We start from the raw sequence: 25,542 nt of genomic DNA on the forward strand, positions 1-25,542 counted from the left end.
AGGCTCAGCTCGCTTTGCGGGTCAATTCGCGCATGGCATCGTCTAGCCCTTCGAGCGTCAGCGAGTACATGCGGTCATTCATCAGTTCCTTGATGATGCGTACGCTCTGTGAATAACCCCATTGCTGTTCAGGTACGGGATTAAGCCATGCCGCGGCAGGATATGTATTGGTAAGCCGCTGCATCCATGCTGCACCAGGTTCATCGTTGAAATGCTCGACACTTCCGCCCGGATGGCTGATTTCATAAGGGCTCATGGAGGCATCACCGACAAATATCACTTTGTAATCATGTCCATATTTGTGCAGCACGTCCCATGTCGGGGTGCGTTCGCTGAAGCGGCGGCTATTGTCTTTCCATACGCCTTCATAAACGCAGTTATGGAAATAGAAAAATTCCATATTCTTGAATTCGGATGTGGCGGCGGAAAACAGCTCCTCGCACAGCTTGACAAATGGGTCCATTGACCCGCCGACATCCAGGAATAGCAGCAGCTTGACGGCATTATGCCGCTCGGGCCGCATTTTGATATCCAGCCAACCCTGCCGCGCCGTGCCATCAATTGTGCCGTCTATATCCAGTTCGTCGGCATTGCCTTCACGTGCAAAACGACGCAGGCGGCGCAACGCGACCTTGATATTGCGCGTACCCAATTGACGGGTATGATCCAGATTCTGAAACTCGCGTTTTTCCCAGACTTTGAGCGCTTTGCCATGTTTGCTTTCGCCACCGATACGCACGCCCTCGGGGTTGTAACCGCTATTACCATAAGGCGAAGTGCCACCTGTACCGACCCATTTATTGCCGCCCTGATGGCGCTTCTGCTGTTCCTCGAGACGTTTTTTCAGCGTCTCCATGATCTCGTCCCAGTCGCCCAGTGCCTTGATTTTTTTCATCTCCTCTTCGGAGAGATATTTTTCGGCTATGGCTTTTAGCCAATCTTCGGGTACGGGCGCCTCTTCCGTGCCATAAGTCGTGGCAATGCCCTTGAAAACCTTGGCAAACACTTGGTCAAACCGATCGAGCAGGCCTTCATCTTTCACAAATGTTGCGCGGGTGAGGAAATAAAATTCCTCAGGTGAATAGGTGATCACATCCTTGTCGAGCGCTTCGAGCAGCATCAAGTGCTCTTTGAGAGATGCGGGAATGCCCGCTGCGCGCAGTTCATCCATAAATGAGAAAAACATATGTGACCTTTGTTGCCTGTTTGCGGGTTTATCATGCCGCAATAGAGGATGCCGTGCAATGCAAAGCTGAGAAATCTGCTTCTGCAGTTTACGCGATATTAACCATACTGTTTTATGAGGAATGTAATTGATACAGATTGGAAAAATGCATATGCAACACGATGCGATATCAGTTCCTGATACGGAAATTTTTGACAGTATCTCCCGAAATTGCGGAGCTACGGTTACCGAATGCAGCAATGTTGCCGGTATAGTCAGCGATGTGATGCGTAAATCGCGTCAACTTCAGGAAAAACGTACGTATCTGGAAGATATTGCACGCATGCTTGAAAGTGAACAGGCGCAGGTAGGCAATGCGACTGACGAGGCACGGCTACTTTCGGAACAGGCACATAAGCAGTTAAAGGCAGGTGCGGCAACCATCACTGACAGCATTGACGAGTTTAACGACCTGATCGACCTTATCGTGGACATGGGGAACAAGATTAACGGTTTTGCAGCGGCAATGGATCAGGTTATGCGAACCAGCCAGTCGATTGATACCATCGCAAGATCAACCAACATGCTGGCGCTAAATGCCGCGATTGAGGCAGAGCGGGCAGGGGCGGCGGGTGCGACTTTTGCTGTTGTTGCCGCCGAAGTAAAAAACCTGGCGCAGGACACACGTGTTGCAACTGATGAAATCACCCGGACGATGCAGTCTCTGGGCAGTGAAGCCAGCCAGTTTGTCGAACAGGTGGAAGAGGGCATTGCCAAGAGCGAAACTGCAAAACAGGCGTTCCAAAAAATCGACAATACAATTTCAGAGGTCTCTGAAATTGTATCAATGGTGGACCGGCAGGCGGATGACATTGCACAAAGTACCAGTTCGGTACAGCTCAATACAGGTAAGGTATGTGAAAACCTGTTTGCATTCATGGGCGATGTCGACGCGAATGTGGACCAACTTTCCGGCGCGCTCGACAAGGTTAATAACCTGGAAATGATTACGAACGATATGTTTGATAGCGTCGTGCATAGCGGCCTTTCGGTTGTTGATAATGTGTATGTTGACATGGCCAAAGCCGGCATGACACAGGTGCAGCAACTGATTGAAAACACAATGCGCGACGGTCTGCTAAGCGAAGAACAGGTTTTTGATCGAGATTACCAGGAGATTGCCGGGTCAAATCCGCCGCGTTTCAATAACAGATTTAACGACTTTGCAGATCAGCACTTGCAACCCGTGCTGGATGATATTCATCGCAGTGATGACAGGATTATCAGTGTGGTTTGTTCCAATCAGGATGGTTATCTGCCCACGCATATTTCCGAGCGTGCACGAATGCCCAACGGTAATGTGAAACATGACTCCGAATTTTGCCGCAATCGCCGTATCCTGATGGACGCGATTACAGGTAAGGCTGTGGAACAGAAAGATCGCGAATATATGGCAGCGGCCTACCGCTTCATGGCATCAGAGGCAACGGAATTTCAGGTTGTGAAAAACATATTCGTTCCGCTTTATTTTGACGGAAAATACTGGGGCAATTTCGAAATTGCCTATACTGGCTGAAACTGTTTACGAACTACGTTACTAAACGGGTTTGCGGCGCGCCATAAAGGCCAGTTTTTCAAACAGCATTACATCCTGCTCATTCTTAAGCAATGCACCGTGGAGTGGAGGAATCGCCTTGGTCGGATCCCGGTCCTGTAAAACCTCTAACGGCATGTCTTCGTGCAGCAGCAACTTTAGCCAGTCGAGCAGTTCACTGGTTGAGGGTTTCTTTTTGAGACCAGGCACTTCGCGCACTTCGTAAAATATGTCCATTGCCTTGGCGACCAGTGTTTTCTGGATATCGGGGAAATGGACATTGACGATTTCATGCATCGTGTCACGGTCCGGGAATTTGATGTAATGGAAAAAACAGCGGCGCAGGAACGCGTCGGGCAGTTCTTTTTCATTATTCGATGTTATGACCACGATCGGACGTTCAGCCGCCTTAACCGTTTCTTTTGTTTCGTAAACGTGGAATTCCATGCGGTCGAGTTCTTGCAGCAGGTCGTTTGGAAATTCGATGTCCGCTTTGTCAATTTCGTCGATAAGTAGCACGGGTAGCTCGGGGCTTTCAAACGCCTCCCATAGCTTGCCTTGCTTGATATAGTTGCCGATGTCATGTACCCGCTCGTCACCCAACTGCCCGTCGCGCAGGCGGGCGACCGCGTCATATTCATACAGACCCTGCTGCGCCTTGGTGGTGGATTTGATGTTCCATTCGATCAGCGGTGCGCCCACAGCTTTCGCAATTTCATGGGCCAGGACTGTTTTGCCGGTGCCAGGTTCGCCTTTGACCAGCAGGGGTCTGCGTAATGCAACTGCCGCATTTACAGCCACTTTCAGATCGTCTGTTGCGACATAGTCCTGTGTGCCTTCGAACCGCTTCATATGTATATCCTTACCCGTTTAATCACTTGGTTAAACAGATAGGGAAGCGGGCGAAATAAGGCAAGCCGCTGTACCGGTTAAATATGGGAATATGCTTGAGAGGGGATGGAAAATGCGTTCAGCTATCCGCCGAATTGCGGCAGTCGCGCCGTGACCCCATCAGGTCCCATATCGCGCGGTGCTGGGCCAGCATCTGTGTCATGCCAAAATGGATGGCCCGGTATATGGCCTTGTCGCCTGCAAGTTTTGACAGCAGTGCGAAGTTCGTACCTTGCTCCGATAACTGCAGGGGGGGACTTTCGGTAGAGACTTTGAGGGCGATATTGTCCATTATTCGGCGGATGATGTGCCAATCACTGGCAAGTGCGATAGCTGCACCAAAAGCGCATCCTTCACGCTCTGACTGGGCAAGCATGGCAAGCGCGTTGCTCGCCTCAAGCACAAGAGCGTTGCATTGGTCCTGTCCTGCAGTGCTTGCAATCGGGCCCGCAGCAACGGTTAATTTGGTGAGAAATGCACGTTCCTGGGCAAAATCATCTGCAGCCTTTATAAGCCATGTGCGCATATCCGGATCCGCACTATGCCCCAAGGCATGATCGAAAACGCTTGGCAAATGGCCATGCAGAAGGCAGAAAAAATGTGAGACATCAGCAGAGTCCGCTGCATTTGCGATATGCGGAGCAGCAAGCAGACTATCGGCATATGGATGCGCTGCACTGCCGTCGGAACGGATACAGCTTTCCAGTTTCGCTGTGCCACCCGATTTGGACATCGCTATTTTCTGGTTTGGATCACGCACTCAGATACCTCTTGCCAATGCAGCACAATCACCGTGTGCAGAGCGGAATTATAGCTTCATTTCCTAAACAGAATCTTTACGCACTCCGTAAAGTCACGTAAAATCAGGAATCTTAGACACCCTGAAAAAGTGCGTGGAACTGAACGGTGGCCTGAGGCTGCTTTGTCTCGAGCGGCAGAATCATGAAATATTCCGCCGGTTGTTCCCGGGGTGCAAGGCTGGGGAAGGGCAGGAACCCGAAGCGTGTATAATAATCGGGATTGCCGACCAATATGCAACCTGCCGCATTGCGTTCACGCAGCAAATCTATCCCTTTGTTTATCAATGCGCTGCCGATATTCTGCCGCTGCAATTCGGGGGCAACCGCAACGGGGCCAAGCGCATACCAACCTTGTGATCTATCATCTGCATAGGCAGGTGAAAAGGCTATATGCCCGGCTATGCGAGCATCCTTTTCAGCCACCAGTGAAATTGCCAGCGCCTCTGCTTTCCTGAGCCTGTCGATCAGGTCAGACTCATCCCCATCGGAATAGGGCGTCGGTGCAAAAGCGCGTTTGGTTACATCATGGATTGCCGCGTAATCGTCAGGGATTTCCGGGCGAATGCAGATATCCATGATGTCAGGTTACTGATCAAGGAAGCTGCGCATCTTGCGACTGCGGCTTGGGTGTTTGAGCTTGCGCAGCGCTTTTGCTTCGATCTGTCGGATACGCTCGCGTGTCACGGAGAATTGCTGGCCAACCTCTTCCAGTGTGTGGTCGGTGTTCATACCGATGCCGAAACGCATGCGCAGCACGCGCTCTTCGCGCGGTGTCAGGCTGGCAAGGACGCGTGTGACCGTTTCCTTGAGGTTCGACTGAATCGCCGCATCCACGGGGATGATGGCATTTTTGTCCTCGATAAAGTCGCCCAGATGCGAATCTTCCTCATCACCAATCGGTGTTTCAAGGCTGATCGGTTCCTTGGCGATCTTCATTACCTTGCGCACTTTTTCGAGTGGCATGGAAAGGCGTTCTGCCATTTCCTCCGGTGTCGGTTCGCGGCCCTGTTCATGCAGGAACTGGCGGGAAGTGCGCACCAGTTTGTTGATCGTTTCGATCATGTGCACCGGAATACGGATCGTACGGGCCTGATCGGCAATCGAACGCGTTATCGCCTGACGGATCCACCATGTTGCATAGGTCGAAAATTTATAACCGCGGCGATATTCAAATTTATCAACCGCCTTCATCAGGCCAATATTGCCTTCCTGAATGAGGTCCAAGAACTGCAGGCCGCGGTTGGTGTATTTTTTGGCAATGGAAATCACGAGGCGCAGATTGGCTTCGACCATTTCCTTTTTGGCGATACGCGCTTCACGCTCGCCTTTTTGCACCATGTTCACGATCCGGCGGAATTCACGGAGTGACATGCCGGTGGCAGATGCAATGTCGCTGATCTCGGTGCGGATACGGTCGACAGCGGCGGTTTCACCAGTGGCAAATGCTTTCCATTTTTTGTCGATCTTGGTGACGTCATCAAGCCAGTTTTCATCAAGCTCATGGTCGATATATGCGTCAAGAAATGACTTGCGCGGGACTTTATGACGTTCGGCAAGGCGGAGCATCTGGCCGCCCAAGGCCGTCAGACGGCGGTTGAAAGCATAAAGCTGATCTACCAGATATTCGATCTTGGTGGCGTGGAACTGCACGGATTCAACTTCGGCGGTCAGCTCTTCGCGTAAGTCCTGATATTTCTTTTCCTTGGCAGCGGGAAAATCATTACCCACGCCCAGCACATCAAGCCGATCGCTCTGAATTTTGGAGAATTTCTTGAACAGCGATGTGATATGCGCGAATTTTTCCAGCGCTTCGGGCTTCAGCGCCTCTTCCATCTGTGCAAGTGAGAGAGTGTTGTCTTCTTCTTCCTCTTCCTCACGTTTCTTGCGGCGTGCGGCGGCTTCATCATCCTCATCACCGTTGCTGTCATCATCATCTACATCGTCATCATCTTCCTTGAATGATGGACCAGCGGTTTCTTCGCTGATTTCACCGTCATCCTCGGCATCGTCTTCCAGGTTTTCTGGCGCCGGTTCTTTGGACAGCATGGCATCCAGATCCAGTATCTCGCGCAACTGCATTTCGCCTTCATTCAGCGCGGTCGACCATTCGATAATGGCGTGAAATGTGATCGGGCTCTCGCAAAGGCCCAGGATCATGGTGTCGCGGCCCGCCTCAATACGTTTGGCGATCGCGATCTCGCCTTCGCGGCTGAGCAGCTCGACTGCGCCCATTTCGCGCAGATACATGCGTACGGGATCATCGGTGCGATCCACCGTAGCCTTTTTCGGCGCGGCGACATTCGTCTTGTCCTTGCTGCCTTCCTTGCCATCAACAGCGGCGGGGCCTTCTTTTATCGCTTCTTCTTGTGCTTCTTCGTCATTTTCAACGACATTGATGCCCATTTCAGAGATTGCGGACATCGCGTCCTCAATCTGCTCCGATGACATCTGGTCCTGGGGCAGCGCTTCATTCAGCTCGTCATAGGTGACATAGCCGCGCTTTTTTGCCTTGGTAATCAGTTTTTTGAAAGATGCTTCTTTAAGGTCAATCAGTGGCTCATCGCCTTTTACTGCCTTATTGTCGCTTGCCAGCTTTTTCGCCAAAATTTCGGTCCCAACCTTGTCTCAATCTACCGAGCCGTGATCTGCCAGTTCTGCCAGACGGCGGTCAAATTCCGTCTTTCGTGTCCTGAGCCGTTGCTGCTCGGCAAAATATTTCTCGTCCAGTTCGTTTTCAAACCTTCTCGTCGCTTCGGCCAGTGCTTCCTCAAGCGCGGGCCGCGCCGTCATAACTGCAATCGCTTCCGACAGATCACGCCTGGCCGCATCTGGCTGTGCAGGCGATAAATCCCTTGCGGGGCGATTAAAGGAGAAAGTAAGTTGGTCCGCCCGCATGATATGGCTCGCCGTCTCGCTTAACCCCCGTTCGGCTAATATGGTAAGTAGTGTGGGTGTATCAAGTGTTTCCGTGTCCATCAGGGCATCTAAAATTGCATTAAGCAGTTTTGCCAGTTCCTGCGTGCCGGGCTGATAGGCCGAAAGCGTGTCGATATGCGGCGCTGCAGCATCAGGATAATGGATCAGGCCCGCAAGGATGGCCGCGCATAATGCATCGCTTTTTCCGCGTCTGCTAAATGCACGCGCATCGTCGGTAACAGGCCGTTTTTGGGTAATTTTGCGTGACCTAGTGCCGGAGTTATAGCGGGGTTGGTAAGACTGCGCGCGCGCATAAAAAGCTTCATCAAAGCGGCTCTGGAATTCCTGCCGGTACAGGCCACGCACGTCACTGTCACCAATTTGCGACACATGTTCCATTAAACGGCTTTTCAGGCTCGCCTTGGCTTCGGGCGTGTCGAGCGGCTCCCGCGCATATTCATATTGCCAGATATGATCGAGTAAGCCGCGCGCCGAATCGAGCAGTTCCTGAAAAGCGGAAGGTCCGGATTTTTTAACAAGATCATCGGGGTCCATGCCATCAGGTAACGATACGATTTTCAGGCTATGGCCAGCCCGCAGCATAGGTAGGGCCCGTCTTGCTGCGCGCATGGCAGCTTTTTGTCCCGCTGCATCACCATCAAAACACAGGATCGGTGTCTCCGCCATCTTCCACAGTTTCTCGATCTGAAATTCGGTGAGTGCAGTGCCAAGCGGCGCCACCACGTCCTCAAAACCAGCCTGTGACAGTGCGATTGCGTCCATATAACCTTCGACCACCAATATACGCCCGGTTTGGCGAGAAGCAGGTGAAGCCTTGTCGAGATTGTAAAGTGTGCGCCCCTTGTCGAATAACGGCGTGTCGGGGGAGTTGAGATATTTGGGTTCACCTTGTCCCAATATCCGCCCGCCAAAAGCAATGACCCGCCCGCGCGGATCGCGTATCGGGATCATCAGGCGGCCACGGAAGCGGTCATAGGGCGCCTTGCCATCGACCGATATCATCATGCCCGCCTCGACCAACATATCCTGATTGAACCCGGAAAGCGCTTGTTTAACCCGTCCGCGCGCATCGGGGGCATAGCCAAAGCCAAATTCACGGATAATCCGCTGTGAAAGCCCGCGCTGTTCCAGATAGGCCCGTGCGCCGCTGCCTTCGATATCGTGCAGCCGCTCGGCAAACCAGTCCTGCGCTGCCGCCATGACGTCATGCAGACCCGCCTGCTGCTCCGCCTTTTGCGCGGCGCGCGGATCAGGGGTGGGGACCTGCATCCCGGCCTCTGCCGCCAGTTCCTTCACCGCGTCCATAAAGCCCAACCCGCGCTGATCGACCATCCAGCTAATTACATCACCATGCGCGCTGCACCCGAAACAATGGTAAAAACCCTTTTCATCATTGATCGTGAAGCTGGGTGTTTTTTCGTTATGGAATGGGCAGCACGCCTTATACTCGCGCCCTGCTTTTTGTATTTTTACCGTACGCCCGATCAACGTGGACAACGTCGTGCGTGCTCTTAATTCATCCAGCCATTGCGGGGAAAGTGCCATCGGTCAGGGACAGGTGCCTTTGGCATGATCATTGCGGGTCGTGGGGGAAGGGCCCGCGCCAATAGCCGTTTTGCCATCCGCCTCCAGGATAAACGCATCCATCGGGCCTTTGGGCGGCTTGGTGGATTTCCAGAAGAAGGTCATGGTTTCGCCGGTCGACCATTCCGTCCCGCTGGCAATTTCATAAGTCAGGCCATCTGCAGTACAGCGTATGTCGAATGCGCCATCTTCACCCAAAGCTTCTATAGCCTGTCCCTTGGAGTAACCAGCTTCACCAGTGAAGCCGACTGCGGGCAGCATCATTTTGAACGCAGTGGCCTTGGCAACAGGGTCAACCGCTTCGGATTTTGGGAACTTGTCATCATTATGCGGGTCAACGCCTGGCGTTACGGTATAGACATAAGTATAGACCATATCGTCACCCGCTGCTTTTGGATCGCATGTTTCTGTGCCTTCTGTGCATGCGACATAGCCGATAAGGTCGCTGATAGAGGCGAGGTCCGTGTTGAACGAAGAATCGACTTCAGGACCCAGCGGCCTGACAATTTTCGCGCCCAGCGCAAGCATATCGAAATCCAGCGCTTCAACGCCATCATTCTGCGCATCTGTGGGCGTAATTTGCTGTGTTTCCGGTGTGTCAGAGCCATACTGGCCGCCCGTGCCGCTCTCGCTACAGGCTGTAAGTGCGAGCACCGTCACGATAGATATAAAAGCCAAATTTCTCATTCTATACTTCCTATGCGGCCTTCCGTTCAGGACCAGATTCATTCAGGACAGAGCCGCTTTGACGAGGCCGCTCGCCTTGCTCATGTCGAGCGTGGTGCCGTGGCGGGATTTTAGCTCCGCCATCACCCGGCCCATATCCTTCATCGAATCTGCACCTAGTTCCGCCTTGATCGCATCAATCGCCGCGCGGGTTTCATCCTCACCCATCTGTGCGGGCAGGAATTCCTCTATCACGGCGAGCTCTGCTTTTTCGATTTCCGCCAGCTCGGCGCGGCCGCCATCTTCATACATCTTGATCGATTCGCGGCGCTGCTTGGCCATTTTCTGCAACACGTCGGTTACCAGAGCGTCATCATCGCCGCCCACTTCTTTGGTGCGCAGTTCAATGTCACGGTCCTTGATTTTGGCAAGGATCATGCGGGTTGCCGCCGTTCTGTCCTTGTCCTTGGCTTTCATCGCCGCAACCTGTGCAGCCTTGATATTGTCGCGAATCACGGGCGAACTCCATTGCTCATGAATTTAAGAATAAAGGAAAGACATAGCCGGAATTTTCACAATTTCATAGATTGTTCCGCGTCCGTGGATAACTTAATACACCGGTCGTTTGGATCGCAATTTTGCGCGTGCCAGGCGGCGACACAAATCCATCACGCAAGGATACCCGATCATGGCAAAAGCCAATATTCCCGAACGACCAGAAGGCGCCACCGGGATATTGGTTCTGGCTGATGGCAGCGTGGTGTGGGGCCGCGGTTTCGGCGCGACCGGTGAAGCAGTGGGCGAGCTTTGCTTTAACACGGCGATGACGGGCTATCAGGAAGTGATGACTGACCCCAGCTATGCAGGGCAGGTGATTACCTTTACTTTCCCGCATATCGGCAATGTCGGCAGCAATGATGAAGATGTCGAGGCGGATACAGCGCATGCGCTGGGCTGCGTCGTGCGTGAAGATGTGACCGCGCCCAGCAATTTCCGCAGCAATGCGAATTTTACCGAATGGATGGCGACCAATGGGCGGATCGGACTGTCGGGCGTCGATACCCGTGCGCTCACCCGCCGTATTCGCGAAGCGGGTGCGCCCAATGTGGTGATCGCGCATAGCGAAGATGGCCAGTTTGATATGGACGACCTGCTGGCGAAAGCGCGGGCATGGAGCGGGCTGGAAGGGCTCGATCTTGCCAAGGATGTAACGCGCGATGACACCGGCACATGGACAGGCGGTCCATGGCGGCTTGGCTTTGGTTATGAAGGCGCGAGCGAGGTTGATCGCCCACACGTTGTCGCCATCGACTATGGCGCAAAACGCAATATATTCCGCAATCTTGTAAAGGCAGGCGCGAAAGTCACAGTAGTGCCTGCGCAAACATCACTGGAGGATATACTGGCGCTACAGCCTGCAGGTGTATTCCTGTCCAACGGCCCCGGTGATCCGGCAGCGACAGGCGCATATGCAGTGCCGGTGATACAGGGCCTGCTGGAGCGCGATATTCCGCTGTTCGGCATCTGCCTCGGCCATCAGATGCTGGCTCTGGCCGCTGGTGCGAAAACGATGAAAATGCATCAGGGGCATCGAGGCGCAAACCACCCCGTACAGCGGCTCACCGGCGATCAAAGCGGGCTGGTCGAAATCACCAGCATGAACCACGGCTTTGCGGTCGATGGTGCAACGCTTCCCGATCACGTCACCGAAACCCACCGCAGCCTGTTCGATGGCAGCAATTGCGGTATCGCCTTTACCGACAAAAACGCATTCGGCGTGCAATACCACCCCGAAGCAAGCCCCGGCCCGCAGGACAGTTTTTATCTGTTTGAGAAGTTTGTGGGGAGATTGGGGTGAACCGAGATTGCTATGTTTGAGACGTTCAAGATCTTTAGAGCAATGCGCAAGGTTTCTATCAAGTGTATAGAAGGTGGCGATCCAGTTGATATGCGGCTGATCGTAGAAATGGCAGGCCCGTATGTGGATATGGCTGCAAATGACATGCGAAGAACTAAAATCAACGGTGATGATGCCGCTGCAGCTTTAATAATCAACTTAACCAATGGCTTGTCAGAACAAGGAAATCTGATTGATCTAGAAAAAGCAAGGTCAGATAGTTTTCGAAGTTTATTTACGCTGTACTGTTTCTACTGCAACTCTATGTTTGATGTTCCAGAGAAATATATTCGAGCAAAGTCATTATTTAACAATGATATTTTTAAGAAAGTTCTTGATATATAATGCCCAAAAGAACTGACATAAAATCCATCCTTATCATCGGCGCTGGTCCCATTATTATCGGGCAGGCGTGCGAGTTTGATTATTCGGGAACGCAGGCGTGCAAGGCGCTGAAGGAAGAGGGGTACCGGATCATCCTGGTCAACTCCAACCCCGCGACGATCATGACCGACCCCGAAATGGCGGATGCGACCTATGTCGAGCCGATCACGCCTGAGATAATGGCCAAGATTATCGAAAAGGAACGCCCCGATGCGGTCCTGCCGACCATGGGCGGGCAGACGGCGCTTAACTGTGCGCTCTCGCTCAACCGTGACGGCGTGCTGGACAAATATGGTGTTGAGTTGATCGGTGCGGATGCCGAGGCGATTGACAAGGCCGAGGACCGACAGAAATTCCGCGAAGCAATGGACAAAATCGGTCTGGAAAGCCCGAAAAGCGCCATTGCGCATAGCCTGGAACAGGCACTTGAGGGGCTCGAGCATGTCGGCCTGCCCACGATTATACGGCCCAGCTTCACCATGGGCGGTACGGGCGGCGGCATTGCCTATAACCGCGATGAATTTGTGAGCATCGTCACCGGCGGGCTTGATGCTTCGCCCACCACCGAAGTGCTGATCGAGGAGTCCGTGCTGGGCTGGAAGGAATATGAGATGGAGGTTGTCCGCGATAAAGCAGACAACTGCATCATCATCTGTTCGATCGAGAATATCGATCCGATGGGCGTGCATACCGGTGACAGCATCACCGTCGCGCCCGCGCTGACACTGACCGACAAGGAATATCAGATCATGCGCAACGCCAGCATTGCGGTGCTGCGCGAAATTGGCGTCGAAACCGGCGGATCAAATGTGCAGTTCGCGGTCAATCCCAGGGATGGCCGTTTGATTGTGATCGAGATGAACCCGCGCGTGTCGCGTTCGTCGGCGCTGGCATCAAAGGCCACGGGCTTTCCTATTGCGAAAGTCGCGGCGAAACTGGCCGTGGGCTACACGCTTGATGAGATTGATAATGATATTACCGGCGCAACGCCCGCATCGTTTGAACCGACGATTGACTATGTCGTCACCAAAATACCGCGCTTTGCTTTCGAGAAATTCAAGGGCGCGGAGCCATTGCTCAACACCGCAATGAAATCAGTGGGTGAAGTGATGGCCATTGGCCGCAATATCCATGAAAGCCTGCAAAAGGCGCTGCGTGGGCTTGAAACCGGACTGGACGGATTTAACCGCGTGCCGGAGCTGGAAGGCGTGTCGCGTGATGTGATTACCGCCGCGCTCGCACGGCCAACGCCGGACCGACTGCTTAACACCGCGCAGGCGATGCGTGAGGGGCTGAGCGTGGAGGAAATTCACGGCATCACCAAATATGATCCTTGGTTCCTGGAACGCATAGCCGAGATTATTGCCGCCGAGACTGATATTACCGAAAATGGCCTGCCAATTGAGGCAGAGGGCTTGCGCAAGCTCAAGTCCATGGGCTTTTCGGACAAGCGGCTTGCCACATTAGCGGTGCGGTCGGTGCATGTCGCGGGCGGCATGGGGCAGGTGCAGGCAAAGTCCCACGGACTGCTGCATGATGCAATGCAGGCTATGGCCGGCGCGACCAGTGAAGAGGAAGTACGTGAACTTCGTCATAAACTCGGTGTGCGGCCCGTTTTCAAGCGGATCGATACCTGCGCGGCGGAGTTTGAGGCCAAAACACCTTATATGTATTCGACCTATGAAGCGCCGATATTCGGTGCGCCCGAATGCGAGGCTGTGCCCAGTGAACGCAAAAAAGTTGTGATTCTGGGCGGCGGTCCGAACCGGATCGGGCAGGGGATAGAGTTTGACTATTGCTGTTGCCACGCCTGTTTTGCACTGGAAGAGCAGGGCTATGAGACGATCATGGTCAACTGTAACCCGGAAACAGTATCGACGGACTATGACACGTCAGATCGGCTGTATTTTGAGCCATTGACAGCGGAGGATGTGCTTGAAATCCTGGACGTTGAACGTTCGACGGGCGAACTGGCGGGTGTGATCGTACAGTTTGGCGGGCAGACACCGCTTAAGCTCGCGCAGGCGCTGGAGGATGCGGGTATCCCGATCCTGGGCACATCGCCTGATGCCATTGATCTCGCCGAAGATCGGGAGCGTTTTGCCAAGCTGGTTGATAAACTGGGCCTGAAACAGCCGGAGAATGGCATTGCGCGCAGCCGTGAGGAAGCGATCGCAGTGGCTGAACGTATCGGCTATCCTGTGCTGATCAGGCCATCCTATGTGCTGGGCGGGCGGGCGATGGAAATTGTCGACAGTCCGGCGCAACTTGATGATTATATCGCCACAGCCGTGCATGTGTCAGGTGACAGTCCTGTGTTGATCGACCAGTATTTGCGTGACGCGATCGAGGTGGATGTGGATGCGATCTGTGACGGTGATGACGTTGTTGTCGCGGGCGTATTGCAGCATATCGAGGAAGCAGGTGTGCACAGCGGTGATAGCGCCTGCACCATTCCGCCGCACAGCCTGCCCGATGAACTTGTCGCGGAAATGGAGCGGCAGGCGGCGGCGCTGGCTTTTGGCCTGAACGTGTGTGGCCTGATGAACATTCAGTTCGCGGTGAAGGAGGCGCAAGTCTATCTTATCGAAGTCAATCCGCGCGCCAGCCGCACTGTGCCATTTGTGGCAAAAGCCATTGGCAGTCCGATTGCAAAGATAGCCGCACGGGTTATGGCAGGTGAAAAACTTTCCAACCTGCCATCAATTGATAGAGATATAGACTATATAGCTGTAAAAGAAGCAGTTTTTCCATTCAATCGTTTCCCCGGGATCGATCCAGTTCTTTCCCCAGAGATGAAATCGACCGGGGAAGTCATGGGGATTGATGTAAGTTTCCCGATCGCTTTTGCCAAAGCGCAGATTGCGAGCAATATGGTTCTTCCGACATCAGGAACGGTTTTTGTTTCGGTAAAAGACAGCGACAAGCCGGTTATCCTGCCCGCGGTGAAACAGCTTATCGGACTGGGTTTTGACATCGTGGCAACAGGCGGCACAGCTGAATATCTCAGTGATGCAGGTGTTGACGTCACTTATGTCAATAAGGTTGCGCAGGGGCGCCCGCATATCGTCGATAAAATCAAGGATGGTGATATCGCGCTGATTTTCAACACGACTGAAGGCTGGCAGAGTCACAAGGACTCGCAATCCATCCGCGCTTCGGCGTTGCATGGCAAGGTGCCGTATTTCACCACGGCTCCCGCCAGTGTGGCGGTTGGCAAGGCGATTGAGGCCCTGACAAAGCAAAGTCTTGAAGTTAAGCCGCTTCAGGACTATTATAGTTCTTCCAACGCCTGATCCCGACAATCTGTGCTTACTGGCGGACCGTTCAAAACGGCCCGTAAGCCAGCTTTTTGCCGGTTCAGGCTATGAGTTTTGAAAAGGAAAGCCATAATGGCAAGTGTTGAAAAAATGCCCATGCTACAAGTGGGCTATGAAAAGCTAAGTGAAGAACTGCGCGAACTGAAAGCCGAGCGCCCGAAAATCGTGGACGCGATCGAAGAAGCCCGCGCACATGGCGATCTGTCAGAAAATGCAGAATATCATGCGGCCAAAGAGCGGCAGGGGCAGGTTGAAGCAACGATCAGTGATCTTGAGGACAAACTGAGCCGCGCGCAGATAATTGATCCGTCCGAACTGTCAGGCGATAAAATCGTGTTTGGCGCGACGGTGACCCTGCTTGATGATGATGACAAACCGGTAAAATATCAGCTGGTTGGCCAGGCCGAAGCAGATGCCAAGCAAGGCATGATTAGCTATAACAGCCCGCTGGGCCGTGCGCTGATTGGTAAAAAAGCAGATGATGAAGTTGAACTGACAGTACCGTCGGGCGACAAATATTATCTTGTCGAAAAAATCGAATTTATCTAAATTCCATTTCGATTACATATGAAAAAGGCGCCGTTTCGACCGAAGCGACGCCTTTTTTCATTTTAGTAATCTTTGCGTTTGAATTACGCGCTATCGCCTTCTTCTGCTGTATCTTCCAGCTTCGGCTCAAGCAGTTTGTGGAGATGGACAATCACATATTTCATTTCCGCATCATCAACGGTGCGCTGGGCATTGCCGCGCCAGGCATTTTCCGCTTCTTCGTAACTTGGGTAAACACCGACAAGATCCATTTTATCGAATTCGGTGAAATCCAGCCCGCGCGGATCGGAAACGCGGCCGCCAAGGACCAGGTGTAATTTGCTCATGATAAATACCCCATCATCAATTCTTGAATAATGCCGCTGCTACGGCTTGCCGCTCCCTTAGTCTTTCGGAGCGAGCGCGTCTATGGCCCCGTCGGCAATTTTTTGCACGGCATCACTGAAAAAGCGGCCAGTTTCCTCGGCAAGAACTTCTTCGCTCCTTGATTTGGGAAGCAATGCGCCTGCCATAGCACCGATAAACGCGCCCAGCGCCACATAGCGTATTGGACTATCATCCACGCTGTCAGCTGCATGCTGCAAAGCTTTTGTCGAGTGTTTTTTGGCGGTGCCGGCCAGTTGCAGAGACTGCGCCCTGGTTTCGCTTAATGCGGTACGATACGCTTTACCCGCTTGTTCCAATCTGCTGCTCACTCACACGTCCCCGTTATAGCATTTTGTTACAGACTATTCGGCCTTGCGGATCTTGCTGACGGCATCCTGTATCGGCTTACGCGCCAGCAACAGACCTATTGCAGCTGCAACACCAGCCAGCGGCCATTTATGTTTTTTTGCAAGATCGATGCTTTCATCAACAATCACATCAGTGACCTGTTCGGCTTTTTCCTTGCCTTCCATGACCAGATTACCGGGCGCAAAGCGTTGTTTTGCATGCGCGGCGGATGCTTTTAACTGGACATGGGCAAGCTTCTTTCTTGCCTGTTTTTCATGAATGTCTTTGATGCCGGGCTTCATGACTGTTTATCCTCATCTTCCCCGCGATACAGGTTTTGCAGCCGCCGTGCCTTCCAGGCTGCAAAACCAAAACACAAAAGCGCGAGCAGGATACAGGTCAGTGTGACAATAGCGATAGCTATCCAATTACCGACCAGAGGAATAAGCGCAAGCAGCAGGCCAAGCACCAATGCCATGACAGCTACGCTGCCAAATATACCAACACCGACCATAAGCGCGGAGATATGTTTGCTCTGGTTGATGGTATAGGAAATGCGCGTGCGGTGAAATTCGAGCTCGCTTTCCACTGTTGTCTGCAAATCATCAATCAGGCCGCGCAATTCAGCCGAAAGGCTCTGGTGTGAACCAGTGCTTTCGGCTGTATCACTATCGGCAACCGGAATATCTGCGTCAGCACTATCGCTGACGATTGGCAGGTCCGGCCTATCTTCGCTTTCGCTCATCAAAAGGTGCTTTAGCTCTTGTTTGAACCGGATTTGAACATGCGGGTCAGCACAAAGCCGGCCACAGCGGCAATACCGATTGCCACGGCAGGGCTTTTGCGTACAAACTCGCGGGTTTCATCACCCAGTTCGCTTAAGTCCTTCTCTTCGATCTTGTCACCGAATTCGTTGAACTTCTGTCCAGCTGAACGCGCATAATCACCATATTTGCTGCCCAGGTTTTCATCAATTACATCCGCAGTGTCAGCAATGACCTGTCCAAGGTTACGGACCGCTTCGCCGGTGCGCGCTTTGGCGTCATTTGCATAATCGCCCGCTTTTTCTTTTGCGAAATCCGCTTTTTCACGTGCCTGCGTTGCAAATTCATTCTGCGGCTTTGCCGTACTCGTTTTCGCAACAGCTTTTGCAGATGTTTTCTTTGCGGTGGTCTTTTTCGCTGTTGAAGCTTTCTTTTTTGCGGCAGGTTTTTTTGCTGCCTTCTTGCTTGTTGTTGTTTTCTTGGTGTCTGCCATGAATCTTCCTCCTGAAAAGCCGGATAAGATAGTCCGGCCCGGTTATTCCCTATGCCTTGCCCCTAATTTGGCGTTTTTACAGGGCATTTCAAGTGATTTGGTTCACTAAAACGCATAGGGGAAAGTTTATATTCCCATATTGCCAATAATGGCGCGTCCTTATAGAGCGGGCGTGACATGAAAATCTTCCCCAAATTCCTGCCTCGTTCAAGTATAAGGATATAGCCAAATGACTGCCATTATGGACCTGCTCGCCCGTGAAATTCTCGACAGTCGGGGAAACCCGACCGTTGAAGTGGATGTCCTGCTTGAAGATGGCAGCTTTGGCCGTGCAGCCGTACCTTCCGGAGCATCGACCGGTGCGTATGAAGCCGTTGAACTGCGTGATGGAGATAAAAAACGTTATAAAGGCAAAGGCGTTCAAAAGGCGGTTGCCGCCGTAAATGATGAAATATTCGAAGCCATTGTGGGCCTCGATGCCGAAGATCAGCGCGATATTGACGAGGTTATGATTGAGCTGGATGGTACGGAGAATAAAGAACGGCTTGGCGCGAATGCCATATTGGGTGTTTCCATGGCACTGGCCAAGGCAGCGGCCGATGCGCGGGGCATGCCGCTATACAGTTATATCGGCGGTGTGGGCGCACATTTGCTGCCTGTGCCGATGATGAATATCATAAATGGCGGTGAGCATGCTGATAATCCGATTGATTTTCAGGAATTTATGGTCATGCCCGTTGGAGCGGACAGCATAGCAGAGGCCGTTCGCTGGGGGTCGGAAATATTTCACACTCTTAAAAAAGGCCTGTCGGACAAGGGGCTTGCGACAGCTGTTGGCGATGAAGGCGGTTTTGCACCCGATCTGTCGTCGACCACGGCAGCGCTCGATTTCATCATGGAATCGATTGAAAAAGCAGGGTTCAAGGTTGGCGATGAAGTCGTGCTGGCACTTGACTGCGCCGCGACGGAATTTTTCAAGGATGGCAAATATGAGATGGTCGGGGAGGGCAAATCGCTCACACCCGTACAGATGTCTGACTATCTTGCGGACCTGACATGCCAATATCCCATTCGTTCAATCGAAGACGGTATGTCGGAAGATGATTTTGAAGGCTGGGCCGCGATTACAACGGCAGTGGGAGACAAAGTGCAGCTTGTCGGCGACGACCTGTTTGTCACTAACCCGAAACGGCTTGCCATGGGTTTTGAGAAGAACCTTGCCAATAGCCTGTTGGTCAAAGTGAACCAGATCGGTACGCTGACGGAAACGCTGGAGGCTGTGAGCATGGCACACCGGAAAAACTATACCGCCGTTATGTCGCACAGATCCGGTGAGACCGAAGATGCCACTATTGCCGACCTTGCTGTGGCCACGAATTGCGGTCAGATCAAGACAGGTAGTCTGGCACGTTCGGACCGGCTCGCAAAATATAACCAGCTGATCCGTATTGAGGAAGAGTTGGGCAATAGTGCCCAGTACGCGGGACGAAATATATTCGCGAAATAAGTGGTTTGCGCGGCCTGCCAGACAGGTGTTGTCAGATAGTTCCAGATAAATCTGACCGATAAAAGAATCACTTGGACGTACAGTTACATAAAAATGCAATACTACCTCTTGCCAAGTGAAGAAAATTCTGATTCAACAGCAAATTATGGCAGGTAAGCGAAAACGTTTGGAAGCATTGAAGGGGTCGGCAGGCGCTGGCCTTGCGCTTTTGGTGCTGCTTGCGATTGGCGCTTATGCTGTTATGGGCCCGACAGGCGTTCTTGCCTGGAGTGATTATCAACAGCGCCTGGAGCAACGGAACGCGGAGCTTGCTGTATTGGAAGAGCAACGGGATGCGCTGCGAAACCGTGTTGATCTGCTCAGCCCTGAAGGCGTTGATCCCGACCTTGCCGGTGAATTGTTGCGCAAGGAACTGAACGTAGTTCATCCGGATGAAATTGTCGTTCCATTGAAATAGCCCGCCCCCCGTGAAACGGGAAATTCCAGTATATATAATATTGCGAATTGACGTTGCGGTATCTTATGCTTTGCTGCATAAGTGACATTCATCAAGATGGCATGAAAGGGACGCCCATTGGCCAAAGCATCAGCCCCCAAATCCAGCTCCAAAAAATCCACATCAACACGTAAAAAGACGAGTGCGCCTCGCAAGAAAGCAGTGGCGACATCATCTTCACGTGTGCCCAAATTACCTGCCTTTAAGCGGTACAAGGCAAATAAGGCAGAGCTGCTGGAACTTTATGAGCAGATGCTGCTTATCCGCAGGTTCGAAGAAAAGGCGGGGCAGCTTTACGGATTAGGTTTGATTGGCGGTTTTTGCCATCTTTATATCGGGCAGGAAGCGGTTGCGGTTGGTCTGCAATCTGCGCTGGATGAAGACAAAGACAGCGTGATTACCGGTTACCGTGACCATGGACATATGCTTGCATACGGTATTGACCCTAAAGCAATTATGGCTGAGCTTACTGGGCGTGCTGCCGGTATTTCCAAAGGCAAGGGTGGCTCGATGCATATGTTTTCCGTCGAGCATAAATTTTATGGCGGGCACGGCATTGTGGGCGCGCAGGTCTCGTTAGGTACAGGCCTTGGTTTCGCGCATAAATACCGGGAGGATGGCGGTGTTTGCATGGCCTATTTCGGCGATGGCGCGGCCAATCAGGGGCAGGTCTACGAAAGCTTTAACATGGCAGAGCTGTGGAAGCTGCCGATGGTTTTTGTCATCGAGAATAATCAATATGCAATGGGGACCAGTGTGAACCGGTCTTCTGCCGAGGATCAGCTATACCGCCGCGGCGAAAGTTTCCGCATCCCTGGCATTCAGGTGAACGGGATGGACTTGCTTGAAGTGCGCGGCGCCGCTGAAATGGCATTGAAGTGGGTACGTTCGGGTAAAGGGCCTATTTTGATGGAACTCAAGACATATCGTTATCGCGGGCACTCCATGTCGGACCCCGCAAAATATCGCAGCCGTGAAGAAGTGCAGTCCATGCGCGAAAAATCCGACGCGATTGAGCAAGCGAAAAATGAACTTATCAAAATGGGTATGGGTGAGGATGAGTTGAAAGCGGCAGATAAGAAAATTCGCAAGATCGTTTCTGAAGCTGCTGATTTTGCGGAAAGTTCACCGGAGCCTGATGCACCAGAGCTGTATACTGATGTACTGGTGGAGACTTACTGATGGCGATTGAACTGAAAATGCCTGCCCTTTCGCCCACCATGGAAGAGGGCACATTGGCCAAATGGCTGGTCAAGCAAGGCGATACTGTATCGTCGGGTGACATTCTTGCCGAAATCGAAACTGACAAGGCGACGATGGAATTTGAAGCTGTGGATGAAGGTGAGATTACCCAAATCCTGGTTCCAGAAGGTACAGATGAAGTCAAAGTGGGCACGGTCATCGCCATGTTGGCCGGTGAGGATGAAGGCGACGGAGATACGGAAAGTGCAACTGCGCCGGCTCCAAGTCCAGCACCTTCCGAGATTGAACAGGCACCAACCGAACCCGTGTCGGTTGCTTCACCGCCGCCGCCTGTCTCTCGCGCAAGCGATCCCGCAGTACCGGAAGGTACCGAAATGGTGGGTATTACCGTGCGTGAGGCATTGCGTGATGGCATGGCCGAAGAAATGCGCCGTGATGAGCGCGTGTTTGTGATGGGTGAAGAGGTCGCCGAATATCAGGGCGCATATAAAGTTACGCAAGGGCTACTCGATGAATTCGGCCCCAAGCGCGTTATTGACACGCCGATTACAGAATATGGTTTCGCTGGCGTTGGCGCAGGTGCCGCAATGGGCGGCCTCAGGCCCATTATAGAGTTCATGACATTCAACTTTGCGATGCAGGCGATTGATCACATTATCAACAGCGCTGCGAAAACCAACTATATGTCCGGCGGCCAGATGCGTTGCCCGATTGTGTTTCGCGGCCCCAATGGGGCGGCGTCCCGTGTGGGGGCACAGCATAGCCAGAATTATGGACCATGGTATGCTTCCGTACCGGGCTTGATCGTTATTGCGCCTTATGACGCAGCGGACGCCAAAGGGCTTATGAAAGCAGCGATCCGTACCGAAGATCCTGTAGTTTTCCTTGAAAACGAGCTACTTTATGGCCGCAGCTTCGATATTCCTGACCTGGATGATTATGTGCTGCCGATCGGCAAGGCACGTATCATGCGTGAAGGTAGTGATGTGACGATTGTCAGCTATTCTATAGGCGTGGGTCTGGCACTGGAAGCCGCTGACGCATTGGCGGGTGAGGGGATTGACGCTGAGGTAATTGATTTGCGCACCCTGCGGCCGCTGGATACGGAAACAGTGCTTGCCAGCCTCAAAAAAACAAACCGGATGGTTGTGGCGGAAGAAGGTTGGCCAACCTGTTCAATTGCCTCGGAAATTATTGCAATAGCGATGGAGCAGGGCTTTGATGATCTGGATGCGCCGGTACTGCGTGTGACAGATGAAGATGTACCTCTGCCTTATGCAGCCAATCTGGAAAAAGACGCTTTGCTAAGCACACCGCAAATCATCGAAGCAGCGAAGAAAGTCTGCTATAAATAGGAGCTATACCGCGCTGAAAACGTTGCAATCGGACTTTGGTGTACCATCGGCAACCAGACCGGCGTCAAGGTCGCGGGAATCGCGCACGTTAAAAGCGGCTTCTTCGTAAATTGTGAAATCTTCAAGGAACATATCGCCAAAAATAGGTTTGTGCGTATAAGTCACTTCGACGAACATCACGGCATCGCGGGAAGTCGCCTGTATTTCATTGCCCGTATTTCCCATCCCGATAAAAGAAGAGTCTGCGGTTCCGTTCTTGCCTTCAGCCCCATATTTGGACGCAACATTTTTCGCACCTTTGCAGCGTTGCCAGGCAATTTGCTGGTTACCGTCTGCATCCTGCTCCAGACTGGAAATGATAATGCGTCCATTTTCCAGAAGGCCTAGTGAACCGGCCTGAATCTCCGCACCGGCGATAAGCTGTGCGACATCTGTTTCGAAAATCGTCTTGCTGACATCGTCGTTCAGCGTTGCGCCCATACGCGAAGCGTTGTCGGCAACTGAAACTGTTGTTTGCGCAAGCGCTGTTTTCTGCAAAGTCAGATATGCGACTTCAGAGCCATACATGCCCAGGCCAAGAAATATTGGCAGCGAATAGGCAAATTCGATAAGGGCCAGGCCGGATTTATCCTGCCATATCGACTTGAGTTTCATGGTCACCTTATTTTTCATGATATGAATTGTGCCCTTCTGTATCATGTGCAAAGCCTTGTTACAGTTGCAGAACCTTCCTCACCATATGGCTGGTTGCGTAAAACTGTTTCAGCCACGACGGTCTTTTTGCCGTCAATTCCGATCATGCTGTAAAGCGGAAAGAGGCTCTGATATTCTGCGGTTACGGTGTACAGAACAATGTCATTGGGGCCGCCAATGCCCTCCTTGCCGACATCGCTGTCCCATTGGCCATTCCCATTTTCATCAGAAAAGCATTCGCCCGGATCATACACGCCATTTTTGACACCATTGATATCTGCTTCGTCTTCAAATGCTTCAGGGCGATCAATATCGGTAAATTCGAAATAACTTTTACGCTCAAAGCTAACAGTGGCACTTGGCGTGATTGTCGCGACACGGTTTTCCACCAGCCTGTCAATTGATGTCAGGGTTGATGTCGCGCTTTCCAGTGTTGAAAGCCTGGCGGATTCAAGTACTGCGCCTTTCAGCACGCTTTGCATATACACAGTATGTCCCAGGTCGAACGAACCGATGAGCAGCATTAGAAATGTGGGGGCCACAATTCCGAATTCGACTACTGTTGCACCTCTTTTGTCGCTGTGCAGTGCTTTCTTTTTATGTAAACTGATCATCTTGCAAGCCTCAATGCCGCAACATTTTCGGCAATATCATCAAAGTTCTGGTTAAGTTCTGCTGCACTGGATGATGCAAATGCACTATCTGCGCTGGCACATGTATCCAGTGTATCTGGAATGCCATTGCCATTTGCGTCACCAGCGGTGCCGACGCCAAAAGCAATCACCCAAAGTCGTATGCCTTTTGCCTTCACAGCTTCGCATATGGCGAGAAAGCGTGATTCTGATCGAGCTTCCTGAGCAGTTTCAATTCCTGATGAACTTGTTGAAGTTGACATACCGGTCACACGTCCGTCGTGGCGTTCAATACCATACATTCCATACAAGCTGTTGCCGTTATCGTTCAGGCCGTCCGTCATAAATATAAAGTGACGGGACACATATCCGTTATTTGGTGGCGTTGCGCGCACATTGCTGGAAAAGATTCCATCAGGCGAACTCAGCCGAGCCCCCCAGAGCAAACCTACGTCATGATATGTGCCGCCGCCGGTAGAAAGGCCATCGGCATAATTATCAAACTGTGTCTCGGTCATGACAGCCAGCTTCTGTGCCGCTGCGGGGCAGTTGTCCTGCGGATATGAAGCTGATGTTGAACTGGTTGTGTTCAAATTGCGATAGAATGTGATGTCAGGCCAATAAGGCTTCCATTTACTCGCATCAGTTCCGTTCGGAAGGTCGTCGATGTTGAGATCCCAGGGCGTGGCTCCGGAATCGGATGTTATGCGGTTGTTGATAGCATTATACGACCATGAGGCGCCGGGAGAAGTTTCCCGTTCTTCAATACACCCTGCCCATGTATATGTACTCGATGTACGGTTTGTAGGATCTGCGACACCTGCGAATGTCTTGTACACGGAGGTATCAAGTGATCGCTGGGAATATGTTGTCTGTGTTGTGTCATACTCTGCGTGAATATCGTCCCATACACAATCACCGGAACTCGCTTCGTAACGGCCATAGATACGTTTTCCGTGCCACACGCCAGAATATGCGCTGCAGTCATTCGTATAAACGTAATAATCGCTCCTGTAATGTTCTACAGTCTCTTCGGGAATGGTAATGGTTTCACGCAGGGCTGATTGGTAGTTATGTGAATCAGCAATCCAGCTCTGGTCAAGCAGTCGGCCCACATTCACAGTCTGGACATAGGGCACAAATGCATAACGGATGCGGGCATTGCTGTTTTGCGCCGCAATATCGACAGTATCATAGAAATTTTTCATGGCATTTTTCAGTGATGTGATCCGCTGGTCCGCCGTAGATACTCCGGATTTCTGGCTACCGTCGGAATTCCATGCCATCGACCCCGTGACATCGAGCACCATGGTGATGTCACTGTTCGATACCTCATAAATTGCGCCGCAGGTCGCACTGAGCTGTAGTTCATCAACTCCGAACATATGCATGATGGCGGTTGGTAAAGTTACGGTTGCCCGCGCTTTATACTCGGTGTCACTGAAACTGCCGTCATCCTCGGCGATGCGCGTGATCTGGCTATCTGTCGTGCTCATATAATCGGATGGAAAGTTGGCACGAAAAAAGTTACCTGCCACTGCATCGGCCTGGCTTGCGCGGTCGGGATCGTCCAGGGTTTTACGCCCCGCCAGTGCACCGGCATCACAGGCCTGTTGTAGCTTTGTCTTGGTCATATAACCGCGGCTCGTGTCGACACCGCCGCCTATCATGGCAGCCAATGGAAGCAGGCCAGCCGCCACCATGGGCAGCACATTACCGCGCCTGTCGTGCAGCAATGTCGTCAGCGCACCCCTATAGCGGATTTCATCTTCCGTTTTTGAATGTGTCATCGCTTGGCTGGTCCCTGTTAAATTGCAGTTTTCACATGCATAGGGGGCGGTTCTAGGGAAAATTGGTAAACGGATTTCGAAACTTGATGGTTAATGTGATCTTTACCT

Annotated in this window: 25 protein-coding genes; 9 read left to right on the top strand and 16 right to left on the bottom strand. The window is 52.2% G+C overall.

The genetic code is table 11. From position 1 onward, the window contains the following. Positions 1-4 precede the first annotated feature (4 nt). On the bottom strand, positions 5-1,186 hold the full coding sequence (locus G6Q15_RS00525; protein ID WP_164114460.1) for a VWA domain-containing protein: 1,182 nt from the start codon (positions 1,184-1,186) through the stop codon (positions 5-7). A 151-nt stretch (positions 1,187-1,337) separates the two neighbouring features. Here G6Q15_RS00525 and G6Q15_RS00530 point away from each other — a divergent pair, with 151 nt between their 5' ends. Next, on the top strand, positions 1,338-2,741 hold the full coding sequence (locus tag G6Q15_RS00530; protein ID WP_164114462.1) for a methyl-accepting chemotaxis protein: 1,404 nt from the start codon (positions 1,338-1,340) through the stop codon (positions 2,739-2,741). A gap of 21 nt (positions 2,742-2,762) precedes the next feature. Here the strand turns inward: G6Q15_RS00530 and G6Q15_RS00535 are convergent, their stop codons facing one another. From G6Q15_RS00535 to G6Q15_RS00565, 7 genes are all read right to left on the bottom strand, one after another. Further along, positions 2,763-3,611 (bottom strand): MoxR family ATPase, encoded by an 849-nt coding sequence (locus G6Q15_RS00535; RefSeq protein ID WP_164114464.1) that lies wholly within the window; start codon positions 3,609-3,611, stop codon positions 2,763-2,765. Positions 3,612-3,729: 118 nt separating this feature from the next. Next, the gene (locus tag G6Q15_RS00540; protein ID WP_164114466.1) at positions 3,730-4,410 is read right to left on the bottom strand and encodes a hypothetical protein; all 681 of its coding nucleotides are present in this window, start codon (positions 4,408-4,410) and stop codon (positions 3,730-3,732) included. A gap of 112 nt (positions 4,411-4,522) precedes the next feature. Further along, positions 4,523-5,026, bottom strand: a complete 504-nt coding sequence (locus G6Q15_RS00545; protein ID WP_205518055.1) for an N-acetyltransferase — start codon at positions 5,024-5,026, stop codon at positions 4,523-4,525. A gap of 9 nt (positions 5,027-5,035) precedes the next feature. Further along, complete coding sequence (gene rpoD / locus G6Q15_RS00550; protein WP_164115058.1) at positions 5,036-7,042, bottom strand: RNA polymerase sigma factor RpoD; 2,007 nt, start codon at positions 7,040-7,042, stop codon at positions 5,036-5,038. 33 nt (positions 7,043-7,075) lie between these two features. Beyond that, positions 7,076-8,932: a DNA primase gene (gene dnaG, locus G6Q15_RS00555; RefSeq protein ID WP_164114467.1), complete on the bottom strand. Its 1,857-nt coding sequence runs from the start codon at positions 8,930-8,932 to the stop codon at positions 7,076-7,078. A gap of 3 nt (positions 8,933-8,935) precedes the next feature. Beyond that, a complete protein-coding gene (locus G6Q15_RS00560; protein WP_164114469.1) occupies positions 8,936-9,658 on the bottom strand; it encodes a hypothetical protein in 723 nt (240 codons plus the stop codon). Positions 9,659-9,700: 42 nt separating this feature from the next. Continuing rightward, positions 9,701-10,153, bottom strand: a complete 453-nt coding sequence (locus G6Q15_RS00565; RefSeq protein WP_164114471.1) for a GatB/YqeY domain-containing protein — start codon at positions 10,151-10,153, stop codon at positions 9,701-9,703. 172 nt (positions 10,154-10,325) lie between these two features. On the opposite strand from G6Q15_RS00565, the gene carA reads away from it, so the two are divergent. The 4 genes from carA to greA all read left to right on the top strand — a co-directional run bounded on the left by carA (position 10,326) and on the right by greA (position 15,787). After that, entirely contained in the window at positions 10,326-11,495 is a 1,170-nt protein-coding gene (gene carA / locus G6Q15_RS00570) for a glutamine-hydrolyzing carbamoyl-phosphate synthase small subunit (RefSeq protein ID WP_164114473.1), read from the top strand. A gap of 42 nt (positions 11,496-11,537) precedes the next feature. Beyond that, the gene (locus tag G6Q15_RS00575; RefSeq protein ID WP_164114475.1) at positions 11,538-11,879 is read left to right on the top strand and encodes a hypothetical protein; all 342 of its coding nucleotides are present in this window, start codon (positions 11,538-11,540) and stop codon (positions 11,877-11,879) included. Next, positions 11,879-15,214 carry a carbamoyl-phosphate synthase large subunit gene (carB, locus tag G6Q15_RS00580; protein ID WP_164114477.1) on the top strand — a complete coding sequence of 1,112 codons (3,336 nt, stop codon included), beginning with the start codon at positions 11,879-11,881 and terminating at the stop codon, positions 15,212-15,214. Before G6Q15_RS00575 ends, carB begins: the two co-directional genes overlap by 1 nt. Positions 15,215-15,310: 96 nt before the next feature. After that, positions 15,311-15,787 (top strand): transcription elongation factor GreA, encoded by a 477-nt coding sequence (gene greA / locus G6Q15_RS00585; RefSeq protein ID WP_164114480.1) that lies wholly within the window; start codon positions 15,311-15,313, stop codon positions 15,785-15,787. Positions 15,788-15,870: 83 nt separating this feature from the next. Here the strand turns inward: greA and G6Q15_RS00590 are convergent, their stop codons facing one another. The 5 genes from G6Q15_RS00590 to G6Q15_RS00610 are packed head-to-tail and all read right to left on the bottom strand — an operon-like array spanning position 15,871 to position 17,758. Then, a complete protein-coding gene (locus tag G6Q15_RS00590) occupies positions 15,871-16,113 on the bottom strand; it encodes a DUF4170 domain-containing protein (RefSeq protein ID WP_164114482.1) in 243 nt (80 codons plus the stop codon). A gap of 57 nt (positions 16,114-16,170) precedes the next feature. Next, complete coding sequence (locus G6Q15_RS00595; RefSeq protein ID WP_164114483.1) at positions 16,171-16,482, bottom strand: hypothetical protein; 312 nt, start codon at positions 16,480-16,482, stop codon at positions 16,171-16,173. Positions 16,483-16,515: 33 nt separating this feature from the next. Next, positions 16,516-16,803 carry a hypothetical protein gene (locus tag G6Q15_RS00600; RefSeq protein ID WP_164114487.1) on the bottom strand — a complete coding sequence of 96 codons (288 nt, stop codon included), beginning with the start codon at positions 16,801-16,803 and terminating at the stop codon, positions 16,516-16,518. Next, the gene (locus G6Q15_RS00605; protein ID WP_164114489.1) at positions 16,800-17,246 is read right to left on the bottom strand and encodes a phage holin family protein; all 447 of its coding nucleotides are present in this window, start codon (positions 17,244-17,246) and stop codon (positions 16,800-16,802) included. Before G6Q15_RS00605 ends, G6Q15_RS00600 begins: the two co-directional genes overlap by 4 nt. Before the next feature lie 11 nt (positions 17,247-17,257). Beyond that, positions 17,258-17,758, bottom strand: coding sequence for a hypothetical protein (locus tag G6Q15_RS00610; RefSeq protein WP_164114491.1), 501 nt, complete (start codon positions 17,756-17,758; stop codon positions 17,258-17,260). Between the two features lie 229 nt (positions 17,759-17,987). On the opposite strand from G6Q15_RS00610, the gene eno reads away from it, so the two are divergent. The 4 genes from eno (at position 17,988) to G6Q15_RS00630 (ending at position 22,319) form a co-directional block, all read left to right on the top strand. Then, positions 17,988-19,265 carry a phosphopyruvate hydratase gene (gene eno / locus G6Q15_RS00615; protein WP_164114493.1) on the top strand — a complete coding sequence of 426 codons (1,278 nt, stop codon included), beginning with the start codon at positions 17,988-17,990 and terminating at the stop codon, positions 19,263-19,265. Between the two features lie 145 nt (positions 19,266-19,410). After that, a complete protein-coding gene (locus tag G6Q15_RS00620) occupies positions 19,411-19,722 on the top strand; it encodes a septum formation initiator family protein (RefSeq protein ID WP_164114495.1) in 312 nt (103 codons plus the stop codon). Between the two features lie 117 nt (positions 19,723-19,839). Then, the gene (gene pdhA, locus G6Q15_RS00625) at positions 19,840-20,943 is read left to right on the top strand and encodes a pyruvate dehydrogenase (acetyl-transferring) E1 component subunit alpha (protein ID WP_164114497.1); all 1,104 of its coding nucleotides are present in this window, start codon (positions 19,840-19,842) and stop codon (positions 20,941-20,943) included. Then, positions 20,943-22,319 carry a pyruvate dehydrogenase complex E1 component subunit beta gene (locus G6Q15_RS00630; protein ID WP_164114499.1) on the top strand — a complete coding sequence of 459 codons (1,377 nt, stop codon included), beginning with the start codon at positions 20,943-20,945 and terminating at the stop codon, positions 22,317-22,319. Before pdhA ends, G6Q15_RS00630 begins: the two co-directional genes overlap by 1 nt. Before the next feature lie 3 nt (positions 22,320-22,322). Here the strand turns inward: G6Q15_RS00630 and G6Q15_RS00635 are convergent, their stop codons facing one another. From G6Q15_RS00635 to G6Q15_RS00645, 3 genes are read right to left on the bottom strand one after another with little or no spacing between them, the layout of a single operon-like run. Continuing rightward, positions 22,323-22,991 carry a pilus assembly protein TadE gene (locus tag G6Q15_RS00635; RefSeq protein ID WP_164114500.1) on the bottom strand — a complete coding sequence of 223 codons (669 nt, stop codon included), beginning with the start codon at positions 22,989-22,991 and terminating at the stop codon, positions 22,323-22,325. Between the two features lie 23 nt (positions 22,992-23,014). Continuing rightward, positions 23,015-23,626 carry a TadE family protein gene (locus G6Q15_RS00640; RefSeq protein WP_164114502.1) on the bottom strand — a complete coding sequence of 204 codons (612 nt, stop codon included), beginning with the start codon at positions 23,624-23,626 and terminating at the stop codon, positions 23,015-23,017. Continuing rightward, positions 23,623-25,434 (bottom strand): TadE/TadG family type IV pilus assembly protein, encoded by a 1,812-nt coding sequence (locus tag G6Q15_RS00645; RefSeq protein ID WP_164114504.1) that lies wholly within the window; start codon positions 25,432-25,434, stop codon positions 23,623-23,625. Before G6Q15_RS00645 ends, G6Q15_RS00640 begins: the two co-directional genes overlap by 4 nt. Positions 25,435-25,542: the final 108 nt, after the last annotated feature.

The sequence above is a fragment of the Sphingorhabdus sp. Alg239-R122 genome (genome assembly GCF_900537065.1).
Taxonomy (GTDB): Bacteria; Pseudomonadota; Alphaproteobacteria; order Sphingomonadales; family Sphingomonadaceae; genus Alg239-R122.